General features: G+C 69.3%; 10 protein-coding genes and 1 pseudogene. 9 read left to right on the top strand and 2 right to left on the bottom strand.

The window, feature by feature from the left end:
• On the top strand, positions 1 to 389 hold a 389-nt coding region (locus VJS38_RS17015), incomplete at its 5' end, for a TraB/GumN family protein (RefSeq protein WP_324089339.1).
• Between the two features lie 34 nt (positions 390 to 423).
• On the opposite strand, the gene VJS38_RS17010 is transcribed toward VJS38_RS17015, so the two are convergent.
• A complete protein-coding gene (locus VJS38_RS17010; protein WP_324089338.1) occupies positions 424 to 1410 on the bottom strand; it encodes an NAD(P)H-quinone oxidoreductase in 987 nt (328 codons plus the stop codon).
• Positions 1411 to 1598: 188 nt separating this feature from the next.
• On the opposite strand from VJS38_RS17010, the gene VJS38_RS17005 reads away from it, so the two are divergent.
• The 5 genes from VJS38_RS17005 (at position 1599) to VJS38_RS16985 (ending at position 6719) form a co-directional block, all read left to right on the top strand.
• Entirely contained in the window at positions 1599 to 1805 is a 207-nt protein-coding gene (locus VJS38_RS17005) for a DUF1192 domain-containing protein (protein ID WP_324089337.1), read from the top strand.
• A 79-nt stretch (positions 1806 to 1884) separates the two neighbouring features.
• The gene (locus tag VJS38_RS17000) at positions 1885 to 2397 is read left to right on the top strand and encodes a DUF1465 family protein (RefSeq protein WP_414692460.1); all 513 of its coding nucleotides are present in this window, start codon (positions 1885 to 1887) and stop codon (positions 2395 to 2397) included.
• A 225-nt stretch (positions 2398 to 2622) separates the two neighbouring features.
• Positions 2623 to 5589: an isoleucine--tRNA ligase gene (ileS, locus tag VJS38_RS16995; RefSeq protein WP_324089335.1), complete on the top strand. Its 2967-nt coding sequence runs from the start codon at positions 2623 to 2625 to the stop codon at positions 5587 to 5589.
• The gene (lspA, locus tag VJS38_RS16990; protein WP_324089334.1) at positions 5586 to 6095 is read left to right on the top strand and encodes a signal peptidase II; all 510 of its coding nucleotides are present in this window, start codon (positions 5586 to 5588) and stop codon (positions 6093 to 6095) included. The genes ileS and lspA overlap by 4 nt, the downstream gene beginning before the upstream one ends.
• Before the next feature lie 84 nt (positions 6096 to 6179).
• Positions 6180 to 6719 (top strand): DUF3035 domain-containing protein, encoded by a 540-nt coding sequence (locus VJS38_RS16985; protein WP_324089333.1) that lies wholly within the window; start codon positions 6180 to 6182, stop codon positions 6717 to 6719.
• Positions 6720 to 6754: 35 nt separating this feature from the next.
• Here VJS38_RS16985 and VJS38_RS16980 read toward each other — a convergent pair whose 3' ends face one another.
• Entirely contained in the window at positions 6755 to 8194 is a 1440-nt protein-coding gene (locus VJS38_RS16980) for a helix-turn-helix domain-containing protein (protein WP_324089332.1), read from the bottom strand.
• Between the two features lie 162 nt (positions 8195 to 8356).
• Here VJS38_RS16980 and VJS38_RS16975 point away from each other — a divergent pair, with 162 nt between their 5' ends.
• The 3 genes and pseudogenes from VJS38_RS16975 to VJS38_RS16965 form a co-directional block, all read left to right on the top strand.
• Positions 8357 to 9949 carry an isocitrate lyase gene (locus VJS38_RS16975; RefSeq protein ID WP_324089331.1) on the top strand — a complete coding sequence of 531 codons (1593 nt, stop codon included), beginning with the start codon at positions 8357 to 8359 and terminating at the stop codon, positions 9947 to 9949.
• 54 nt (positions 9950 to 10003) lie between these two features.
• Positions 10004 to 10210, top strand: a complete 207-nt coding sequence (locus tag VJS38_RS16970) for a DUF4170 domain-containing protein (protein WP_324089330.1) — start codon at positions 10004 to 10006, stop codon at positions 10208 to 10210.
• A 177-nt stretch (positions 10211 to 10387) separates the two neighbouring features.
• Positions 10388 to 11158: pseudogene (locus VJS38_RS16965) on the top strand (malate synthase G); the annotation flags it as partial.

Genomic DNA, 11158 nt, shown 5'->3' with positions numbered 1-11158 from the left:
TCCAGCGCACCTACGACGTCGGCTCGCTGATGGGGGCGGTGATCCGCACGCCCAAGCCCGCGGCGCGCGCCTGCCTGGACGCGGTGCTCGACCAGGTGCTGGCCGGGCCGGGCGTCACCCTCGCCGCCGCCAAGGCCTGGGCCGCCGGCGACACGCCCGCCGCGCTGGAGAACGAGCGCACCTACGAGCGCTGCATCAACATGGTCCCCGGCGCCCAGGCCTTCGAGGCCAAGACCAAGGCCGACCAGGTGGCCGCCATCGAGAAGGCCCTGCAGACCCCCGGCCACGCCATCGCCGTGGTCCAGCTGCGCCCGCTGCTGGCGCAGGGCGGCGTGCTCGACCAGCTCCGGGCCAAGGGCTACCAGGTGAAGACGCCGGGCGAGGTGTGATTTTCGCTCCTCTCCCGTGCGACGGGAGAGGAGCTTAGAGGGTCAGCACCACCTTCCCCACATGCCCGCCCGCCTCCAGCCGCGCATGCGCCTGCGCAGCCTCGGCCAGCGGGAAGGTCGCCTCGATCTGCGGCTTCACCTTGCCCGCGGCGATCCACGGCCAGGCCACGCGTTCGACCTCGACGGCGAGCCTCGCCTTCTCGTCGGCGTCGCGCGGACGCAGCGTCGAGCCGGTGACCACGGCCCGCTTCTGCATCAGGCGGAATACCGGCAGGCTCACCTCTCCCCCGCCCAGGCTGGCGATGAAGACGATGCGGCCGCCGGTCTTCAGCGCGTCGAGGTTCCGCCGGAAATAGTCGCCGCCGACCATGTCGAGCACCACGTCGACCCCGCCCTCGCGCTTGCAGACCTCGGCGAAGTCCTCCGCCGAGGCGTCGACCGTCACGTCCGCCCCGAGCGCCTTCGCGGCGGCGGCCTTGTCGGCGCCGCGGCCGGTGGCGATCACCCGCGCGCCGGCGGCCTTGGCCATCTGGATGGCGGTGACGCCGATGCCGGACGTCGCGCCGTGCACCAGGAAGGTCTCCCCGGCCTTCAGACCGCCGTGCTCGAAGACGTTGGCGTAGACGGTGAAGACGGTCTCCGGCAGGGCGGCGGCCTCGATCAGGTCCAGGCCGCGGGGGATCGGCAGGGCGTGGCGGGCGTCGCAGGCGGCGAACGCCGCATAGCCCCCGCCGCCCAGCAGGGCGCAGACCCGGTCGCCGGCCTTCCAGCGGCCGGCGCCGACCACCACCTCGCCGGCGACCTCGAGGCCAAGGGTCTCGGGCGCGCCGGGCGGCGGCGGATAGCCGCCCATGCGCTGCATCAGGTCCGGGCGGTTGACGCCGGCGGCGCGGACCGCGATCAGGATCTGGCCGGGCTTCGGCTGCGGGACGCGGATCTGTTCCAGGCGGAGCGCCTCGGGCGGGCCCTTGCCGCCGTCGATCACGATGGCGCTCATGGTCGCAGGTGCGGAATTGATCATCGGTGTGGCTCCGGCGAGCTTGCGCGAAGGTTTGATGCGCGGTTGGATAGCCGGCTCCTAGAGCAATCGCCGGTCCGAACGAACCGGCGATTGCTCAGAAGTCTTTAGTTGGGCCATTCGCTACCCCGAACCGGAGTCCACTTCGGCGGCGAATGGTCCAGTGACGGCAAAGGGAGGCTCGCTTCGCGATGGATGAACCCGCCGACGTTCGACTCGGCCGTGGCCAGCGGCTCAACGAAGCCCTGAAGGAAGATCTGGAGCTTTACGCGGTGGCCGAACTCGAGGACCGGATCAACGCCCTGCGCGCCGAGATCGCCCGGGTGCAGGCGCAGATCGATCGCAAACGGGCCGGGCGGGCCGCCGCGGACGCACTGTTTTCGCCGCGCCCGGCTTGAACCGGGTGGCACGGCGGTTGCACCGGAGCCCTCCGGATTCGGCCATTCGTCCCGCGCCGGGAGTGGCGCGGCAGCTGGGATGATGATGAACGACGCAAACTCTGTCCTGTCCTGGCGCGCCGACGTGATCCAGGATTTCGCCCGCTCCGAGCTCTTCGAGCGGACCTTCCAGGAAGGCATGGACCTGGTCGAGGAGACCGCCGGCTACCTCGACGGCGCCGGACGCCAGGAGTCCAAGTCGCTGTCGCGTAACGCCGCCCTGGCCTACGCCTCGGAGAGCATGCGCCTGACCACCCGGCTGATGCAGGTGGCCTCATGGCTGCTGGTGCAACGCGCCGTGCGCGAAGGCGACATGGCCCCGACGGCGGCCTGCGAGGACCGCTACCGCCTGGCCGCGGAGGAGATCTGCCGCGCGGAATCCACGGCTGAGCACCTGCCCTCGGGCCTGCTCTCCCTGCTGGAGCGCTCCGAGCGCCTCTATGAGCGCGTCCGCCATCTCGACCGGCGCATGTACGTCGAAGTCGAGGACGAAGCGCCGCACCCGGTGCTGTCGCAACTCGACCGCCTGAAGACGGCGCTGGGCGGGTTCTGAGTTCCTCCCCTGCGAAGCGCAGGGGAAGGAACGGATCTGCTTCGCGGACGCGGCGCGAGTCCCGCTTTAGTTCGCGGCGCACCTCTGTTAGAGCCTCGCCCATGACTTCGGGTCGGAAAGCTCTGCGAATTATCCGCCCGGCGTGACGCCGCCGGACGAGGCCGTTCCAGCGCGCGCCGGGTCTTCGCCCCGCACCCCAACTTCCGAGCCAAGCTGGAAAGTCCCATGGCCGACGACGCCGACCAAGCCCATTCCGCCGCAGACGCTGATTCCGAAGGCAAGACTGGGCGCGACTACCGCGAGACCGTCTTCCTGCCCGACACCCCGTTCCCGATGCGCGCGGGCCTGCCGAAGCTGGAGCCGCAGATCCTGGAGCGGTGGCGGGAGATCGACCTCTATGAGGCGATGAGGCGCGAACGACAGAAGGACGACGCGCCCCTCTTCGTGCTGCACGACGGACCGCCCTACGCCAACGGCGCAATCCACATCGGGCATGCGCTGAACAAGATCCTCAAGGACTTCGTCGTCCGCTCGCGCTTCGCCCTGGGCTTCGACGTCGACTACGTGCCGGGCTGGGACTGCCACGGCCTGCCGATCGAGTGGAAGATCGAGGAGCAGTACCGCGCCAAGGGCCGGCGCAAGGACGACGTGCCAGTCGCCGAGTTCCGCCAGGAGTGCCGCGACTACGCCGGCCACTGGATCGGCGAACAGATGGGCCAGTTCCAGCGCCTGGGCGTGACCGGCGATTGGGAGAACCGCTACGCCACCATGGACTTTAAGAGCGAGGCGGCGATCGTCGCCGAGTTCCACAAGTTCCTGGCCTCGAACCAGCTCTACCGCGGCTCCAAGCCGGTGATGTGGAGCCCGGTCGAGCGCACGGCGCTGGCCGACGCCGAGGTCGAGTACCACGACCACGTCAGCCCGACCGTCTGGGTGAAGTTTCCGGTGGTCGAAGGTCCGGAGGCCGCGGAGGGCGCCGCGGTGGTGATCTGGACCACCACCCCCTGGACTCTGCCGGCCAACCGCGCCGTCAGCTACAACCCCGACATCGCCTACGCCGTCTACGAGGTCGAGGCGATGGAGGACGGGCTGGAGTTCGCGCCCTGGGCCAGGCCCGGCGACAAGCTGATCCTTGCGGAGAAGCTTGCCGCCGAGGTGATGGCCGCGGCCAAGGTCGCCGGCTACCGCAAGGTCGAGCGCATCGACTGCGAGGGCATGGAGCTGGCCCACCCGCTGGCGGCGCTGGACGGCTACTACGGCTTCGCCGTGCCGATGCTGGCCGGCGACCACGTCACCGACGACGCCGGCACGGGCTTCGTGCACACCGCGCCCGGCCACGGCGCCGACGACTACATGGTCTGGCTGGCGCACGGTCATCGCGAGATCCCCGAGACCGTCGATCCGGACGGCGCCTACTATCCGCACGTCGGCCTGTTCGCCGGCCTCAAGGTGCTGGAGACCGAGGGCAAGAAGGCCGGCAAGTTCGGCCCGGCCAACGGCGCGGTGATGGAGAAGCTGATCGAGGCCGGGAACCTGCTGGCGCGCGGCCGGCTGGAGCACTCCTATCCGCATTCCTGGCGCTCCAAGGCGCCGGTGATCTTCCGCAACACCCCGCAGTGGTTCATCCGCATGGACCACGCCATCCAGGGCGCCCGCCACGACGGCCGCACCCTGCGCGAGACGGCGCTGACCGCCATCGACGAGACCGCCTTCTATCCGGCGGCGGGCAAGAACCGCATCCGCACCATGGTCGAAGGCCGGCCGGACTGGCTGATCAGCCGCCAGCGCGCCTGGGGCTCGCCGATGGCGATGTTCGTCGAGAAGGACAACGGCCAGCCGCTGCACGACGCCGAGGTCAACGCCCGCATCGTCGACATCATCGCCCGGGAAGGCGCCGACGCCTGGTTCACCCGGCCCGCCGAGGATTTCCTGGGCGATGCGGTCGACGTCAGCCGCTACGAGAAGGTCGAGGACATCCTCGACGTCTGGTTCGATTCCGGCTCGACGCATTCCTTCGTGCTGGAGGGCCGGCCGCGTGACCGCCAGCCGACGCGCGCGCCCGCCGACCTTTACCTGGAAGGCTCCGACCAGCACCGCGGCTGGTTCCAGTCCTCGCTGCTGGAGAGCTCCGGAACCCGCGGCCGCGCCCCCTACAAGGGGGTGCTGACCCACGGCTTCACCCTCGACGAGAAGGGGGAGAAGATGTCGAAGTCGCTGGGCAACGCGGTCGACCCGCTGACGGTGATCAAGGAGAGCGGGGCCGAGATCCTGCGGCTCTGGGCCGGCATGGTCGACTACGCCGACGACCAGCGGATCGGCAAGACGATCCTGCAAACCACCACCGACGCCTACCGCAAGATCCGCAACACGATCCGCTACATGCTGGGCGCCCTGGCGGGGTTCAGCGCGGCCGAGCGGCTGCCGGCCTCGGAGATGCCGCCTCTGGAGGCGTACGTGCTGCACCGGCTGTGGGCGCTCGACCGCGAGGTCCGCACGGCCTACGAGCGCTACGCCTTCCAGGAGGTGACCCGCGCCCTGGTCGAGTTCTGCCAGACGGACCTCTCGGCGCTGTTCTTCGACATCCGCCGCGACAGCCTCTACTGCGACGCGCCGGATTCGCCGAAGCGGCAGGCTGCGCGCACGGTGATGGACCTGGCCTTCGAGCGGCTGACCATCTGGCTGGCGCCGCTGCTGCCGTTCACCACGGAGGAGGCCTGGACCACGCGCTTCCCGGACGCCGGCTCCAACTGCCTGCGGGTGATCCCGCAGACGCCGCAGGCCTGGCGCAACGAGGCCGAGGCGGAACGCTGGGCCAAGGTCGAGGCGGTGACCTCGGTGGTCACCGGCGCGCTGGAGGTCGAGCGCCGCGACAAGCGCATCGGCGCGGCCCTGGAGGCTGCGCCGCGGGTGCACATCGCCGACCCGAGCCTGCTCGCCGCTTTCGACGGCCTCGACGCGGCCGAGGTGTTCCGCACCAGCAACGCCGAGCTGGTGGCGGGCGACGCGCCCGCCGGGGCCTTCCGCCTGGCCGAGGTTCACGGCGTGGCGGTCGAGCCGGTCCGCGCCGACGGCTGCAAGTGCGCGCGCTGCTGGCGCGTCTTGCCGGAAGTCAGCGCCCCGAAGATGCTCTGCCTGCGCTGCGATGCGGCGGTGGAGATTTGGGACACGACCCGGGGGACCGTCGCCGCATGAAGGCCGTGACCAAGCTGGGCATCTTCGCCTACCTCCTGGCGGCGCTGGTGGTCGCGCTCGACCAGGCGTCCAAGTTCTGGATCCTGCACGTCTTCCAGCTGCCGCTGAAGGTGACCGTCCCGGTCGCCGGCCCCTTCCACCTGACCATGGTCTGGAACCGGGGCGTCAGCTTCGGCCTCTTGCGCGCCGACGTCGACCTGACCCGCTGGGCGCTGGTCGCCTTCTCGATCATCGTCTCGGTGTTCCTGGCGGTCTGGGTGCGCAAGGCCGGCCGCGCGCTGACGGCCGTGGCGCTCGGCCTGGTCATGGGCGGGGCGGTCGGCAACGTCGTCGACCGGATCCGCTTTGGCGCGGTCGCCGACTTCATCGACGTCTCGCGGCTGTGGTTCCCGTGGATCTTCAACGTCGCCGACGCCGCCATCACCATCGGCATCGCGCTGCTCCTGCTCGACATGCTCATGCAGGAGAAGCAGGGCCAGCCGGTGGCGCAAAAGGATGCGATCTAATCGCGCGTGGCGCCCGCGTTACGATTGCGCTAATCAAATCCGGAATTTGGGCCGAGGGGCGGCCTTTTGGAGCTGTTTAGGTTCATGAGCGTCAACCGAGTGATCGTCGCATCCGCCCTGATCGCTGCGGCCGGCCTGGCCGGGTGCAGCTCGGCCGGCAAGGCGCTGGGCATGAGCAAGGTGACCCCCGACGAGTTCCGCGTCGTCACCAAGGCGCCGCTGGTGGTGCCGCCTGACTTTGCGCTGCGCCCGCCGGCGCCGGGCGAACCGCGCCCGCAGGAGCTGCAGCCCGAAAGCGCCGCGCGCACCGCCCTGATGGGCGCCCGTGAATCGCAGGTCCGGTCGGACGGCGAGAAGGCGCTTGTCGCCAAAGCCGGCGCCGAGAGGGCCGACCCCTTGATCCGCTACGTCGTCGACGACGAGTTCGGCGACGTCGCCCACAAGGACAAGAGCTTCGCCGACCGGGTGATGTTCTGGCATTCCGACAAGCCGGCCGCCGACCAGACCACGCCGGCGCCGGTCGACGCCGCGTCCGAGCAGAAGCGGATCACCGGCCTGATCGGCGACAAGGCGGTCGTCATCCAGCGCGACGACAACAAGCACCTGAAGCTGCCAGGGCTTTGAAGTGACCTCGCTCCTCCCCTGCGAAGCGGGAGGGACTAACTACCCGCGAACGGATAGGGCGAGATCGACTTGGTGAAGTCGTCGATGGTCAGCGTGCGGCTGATCGGCTCGGCGGCGCGCTGGGGGCAGGCGGGGCGTTCGCAGATGCGGCAGGCGGGGCCGATGGCGACGGCGTTCGGCTCCTTCAGGTCCAGGCCGCGCGAGTAGATCAGCCGCTCGGCGTACTTGAGCTCGCAGCCCATGCCGATGGCCAGCTCCGCGTCCTCGCCGGCGTAGGCGGTGGCGACGCGGGTCACGGTGCGGGCGATGGTGAAGTAGCGCTGGCCGTCGGGAGTCTCGACGATCTGAGTGACGATGCGGCCGGGCGTGCGGAAGCTGGAGTGGATGTTCCAGCGCGGACAGGCGCCGCCGAAGCGCGAGAAGGGGAAGGTCGAGCCGGCGAACCGCTTGGAAATGTTCCCGGCCGAATCCACCCGCATCATGAAGAAGGGCACGCCGCGCGCGCCGGCCCGCGACATGGTGGTGAGCCGGTGGCAGGCCTGCTCGAACGAGACGCCGAAGCGGGCGCGGATCAGGTCGATGTCGTAGGCGGTCCGCTCGGCCGCCTCGTGGAAGGCGGCGTAGGGCATCAAGAGCGCCGCGGCCAGGTAGTTGGCGAGCGAGACCTTGAGCAGGTTGCGGGTCGGCCGGTCCGGGGGATTGGCGCGGTCGGCCAGCCGGTCGAGCAGCTCGCGATGCTCCAGGATCGCCAGCTGAAAGGCCAGCGAGAAGGCGCGGCCCTCGGCGGTCAGGGCCTCGGAGAGCAAGAGACGTTTCCGGTGGTGGTCGAAGCGGCGGACGCTCTCGGGCAGCACCTCGACCGGGACCACCCGCACCTGGATCGCATGCTTCTTGGCCAGCCGCTCGCGAGCGGCCCAGGCGAACTCCTGCGGTTCGACGCCGACCTCCTCGGAGATGGCCTCGGCCGAGTCCTCCAGCTCGCCGAAGTGGTTCTTCTGCGCCTGGATGAAGTCGCGCACCCAGTCGGAGGGCATGGCGAAGGGCGCGGCCGCAGCCCCTTCTTCCGGTCGCCCCGCCGCCCCGGCCTCGGACAGGCGCCGCTGATCGAGATAGGCGCGGTAGAGACGCACCACCGCCTCGGCGACGCCCGGCGCGCTCTCGGCCACCTCGGCGATCTCGTGGCGCGGCAACCCCAAGTCGCGGAACAGCTGGTCGGTGAAGACCTCGGTCAGGCCGGTGGCGCCGGAGGAGTCCGGGTCGGCCGACAGGCTCTTCAGGTCCAGGTCGTAGGCCTCAGCCAGGCGCAGCAGCACCTGGGCGGTGACCGGACGCTGGTTGCGCTCCAGGAGGTTCAGATAGCTCGGCGAGACCCCGAGATCCTCGGCCATCCGCGTCTGGGTCAGGCCGAGATCGCGGCGCAGGCGCTTCAGGCGCGCGCCGAGGAACAGCTTCCGGTCGGTGGAGGGAGCAGCCATGGAGTATGAATTGTCACAGATTTACAGGATCGACAAGGTGTTCTTGTGACAGTTTGGCTTTTTGCGCTGCGAAAGCCGGTTTCCTTAAGGGGATTACAGGCGTTAGGAGCAGGCAACGGTTGTCAAAGCGACCTCCCCCGTCACTTCGCAGACGAGTCAAAAATGTCCTACCAAGACCACATCATCGAGATGGGCCAGCTCATCAGGAGCAAGCACGGAACCTGGGACGGGATCGGCGCCGAAGCCGTGGCCCGGATGCGCGTGCAGAACCGCTTCAAGACCGGCCTGGAGATCGCCCGCTACACCGCCGACATCATGCGCCGCGACATGGCGGCCTACGAGGCGGATCCGGCGCAGTACACCCAGTCGCTGGGCTGCTGGCACGGCTTCATCGGCCAGCAGAAGATGATCTCGATCAAGAAGCACTTCAAATCGACCAAGCGCCGTTACCTCTACCTGTCGGGTTGGATGGTCGCGGCCCTGCGCTCCGAGTTCGGCCCGCTGCCGGACCAGTCGATGCACGAGAAGACCTCGGTGCCCGCGCTGATCGAAGAGCTCTACACCTTCCTGCGCCAGGCCGACGCCCGTGAGCTCGGCATGATGTTCCGCGACCTCGACGCGGCCCGCAAGGCCGGCGACGCGGCGCGCGAGGAGCAGCTGGTCGAGGCGATCGACGCCTTCGAGACCCACGTCGTGCCGATCATCGCCGACATCGACGCGGGCTTCGGCAATGCCGAAGCCACCTACCTCTTGGCCAAGAAGATGATCGAAGCCGGCGCTTGCTGCATCCAGCTGGAGAACCAGGTCTCCGACGAGAAGCAGTGCGGCCACCAGGACGGCAAGGTCACCGTCCCGCACGAGGACTTCCTGCAGAAGATCCGCGCGGTCCGCTACGCCTTCCTCGAACTCGGCGTCGACAACGGCGTCATCGTCGCGCGCACCGACAGCCTGGGCGCGGGCCTGACCAAGCAGATCGCCGTCTCCAAGCAGCCGGGCGACCTGGGCGACAAGTACAACAGCTTCCTCGACTGCGAGGAGATCGCCCCGTCCGAGCTCAGGAACGGCGACGTGATCATCAACCGGAACGGCAAGCTGCTGCGCCCGAAGCGCCTGCCCTCGAACCTCTTCCAGTTCCGCAGCGGGACCGGCGAGGACCGCTGCGTGCTCGACTGCATCACGGCGATCGACAACGGCGCGGATCTGCTCTGGATCGAGACCGAGAAGCCGCACATCGAGCAGATCGCCGGCATGATGGACCGCGTCCGCGAGGTCCATCCGAACGCCAAGCTGGTCTACAACAACTCGCCGTCGTTCAACTGGACGCTGAACTTCCGCCAGCAGGTGTTCGACGCGTGGGCGAAGGCCGGCAAGGACGTTGCGGCCTACGACCGCGCCAAGCTGATGAGCGCCGAGTACGACGGCACGGCGCTGGCGATCGAGGCCGACGAGAAGATCCGCACCTTCCAGGCCGACGCGGCCAGGCGCGCGGGCATCTTCCATCACCTGATCACCCTGCCGACCTACCACACCGCGGCGCTCTCCACCGACAACCTGGCCAAGGAGTACTTCGGCGCCCAGGGCATGCTGGGCTACGTGCTCAAGGTCCAGCGCGAGGAGATCCGCCAGGGCATCGCCTGCGTGAAGCATCAGAACATGTCGGGCTCCGACATCGGCGACGACCACAAGGAATACTTCGCCGGCGAAGCCGCCCTGAAGGCCGGCGGCGTCCACAACACCATGAACCAGTTCGCCTGATCGAAGCGAGCGGCGGAGGGCCTGTCCCTCCGCCCGACCGAAGGAGCAAGGACCATGACCACCGAACGCTTTTGGGTCGTCGGCGGCGAGTACAGCAGCACCACCTTCCACAGCCTGAAGAACGGCCAGCCGGACGTGTTCGGCCCGTTCAAGACCCGCGAGGACGCGCGCGCGGCCTGGAAGGCGATCTCCGAAAAGACCCGCAGCTGCGCGACCGCCAAGTACGCCATCACCTCCGAGCAGCTGAACCTGCCGCGCTGAATGATGCGATTGTGGTGCTCGCTCCTTTCCCCCTCGATGGGGGAAAGGCCGGGTTAGGGGGTGCGGGCAGGGCGTCGCCAAAATAGTCGGCGCCGAACGCGGCCAATCCCGCCACGGCTGAGGCCTTTCAGTATCCTCCCCCACACACCAGCACTGCGCCCCCCAAGGACACTCCCCATGACCCAGATGATCGACAAGGCCGGCTTGCAGGTGGCCGAGCCGCTGGTGCGGTTCGTCGAGGACCGGGCCCTGCCGGGGACCGGGGTGAGCGCGGAAACGTTCTGGTCGGGGCTGGCGGGGATCTATCAGCGGTTCGCGCCGCAGAACGCCGCCCTGCTGGCCAGACGCGAGGCGATCCAGGCGCAGATCGACGCCTGGCATCAGGCCCGCGCCGGCCGGCCGATCGACCAGGGCGCCTACCAGGGCTTCCTGCGCGAGATCGGCTACCTGGTGGACGAGCCTTCGCCGTTCCAGGTCTGCCCGGCCAACGTCGACGCCGAGGTGGCGAGCCTGGCCGGGCCGCAGCTGGTGGTGCCGGTGCTCAACGCCCGCTTCCTCTTGAACGCCGCCAACGCCCGCTGGGGCAGCCTCTACGATGCGCTCTACGGCACGGACGCCCTGCCGGGCGCCCCCGCCGGCCGGGGCTACGATGCGGCCCGCGGCGCCCAGGTGATCGCCTGGGCCAAGGCCTTCCTCGACGACGCGGTTCCTCTTGCGGAGGGAACGTGGGCCGACTTCCAGGGCGGCGAGCCGGCGCTGGCCGACCCGGCCCAGCTGGTCGGCCGGAAGGGCGAGACCCTGCTCTTCCGCCACCACGGCCTGCACATCGAGCTGGTGGTCGACCGCGCCCATCCGGTGGGCAAGGCCGACCCGGCCGGGATCGCCGACGTGATCCTGGAATCGGCGCTGACCACCATCGTCGACCTGGAGGACTCCATCGCCGCGGTC

It is taken from the genome of Phenylobacterium sp. (genome assembly GCF_035276905.1).
In the GTDB taxonomy this organism is placed as follows: domain Bacteria; phylum Pseudomonadota; class Alphaproteobacteria; order Caulobacterales; family Caulobacteraceae; genus Phenylobacterium.
This window is presented reverse-complemented; position numbering and strand designations above follow the sequence as displayed.

Excerpts from the sequence above, each read along its gene's own strand:
- VJS38_RS17000 (WP_414692460.1), top strand. The coding sequence starts at position 1,885 with ATGATGATGAACGACGCAAACTCTGTCCTGTCCTGGCGCGCCGACGTG.
- VJS38_RS17005 (WP_324089337.1), top strand. The coding sequence starts at position 1,599 with ATGGATGAACCCGCCGACGTTCGACTCGGCCGTGGCCAGCGGCTCAAC.
- lspA (WP_324089334.1), top strand. The coding sequence starts at position 5,586 with ATGAAGGCCGTGACCAAGCTGGGCATCTTCGCCTACCTCCTGGCGGCG.
- VJS38_RS17010 (WP_324089338.1), bottom strand. The coding sequence starts at position 1,410 with ATGATCAATTCCGCACCTGCGACCATGAGCGCCATCGTGATCGACGGC.
- VJS38_RS16980 (WP_324089332.1), bottom strand. The coding sequence starts at position 8,194 with ATGGCTGCTCCCTCCACCGACCGGAAGCTGTTCCTCGGCGCGCGCCTG.
- VJS38_RS16975 (WP_324089331.1), top strand. The coding sequence starts at position 8,357 with ATGTCCTACCAAGACCACATCATCGAGATGGGCCAGCTCATCAGGAGC.
- VJS38_RS16985 (WP_324089333.1), top strand. The coding sequence starts at position 6,180 with ATGAGCGTCAACCGAGTGATCGTCGCATCCGCCCTGATCGCTGCGGCC.
- ileS (WP_324089335.1), top strand. The coding sequence starts at position 2,623 with ATGGCCGACGACGCCGACCAAGCCCATTCCGCCGCAGACGCTGATTCC.
- VJS38_RS16970 (WP_324089330.1), top strand. The coding sequence starts at position 10,004 with ATGACCACCGAACGCTTTTGGGTCGTCGGCGGCGAGTACAGCAGCACC.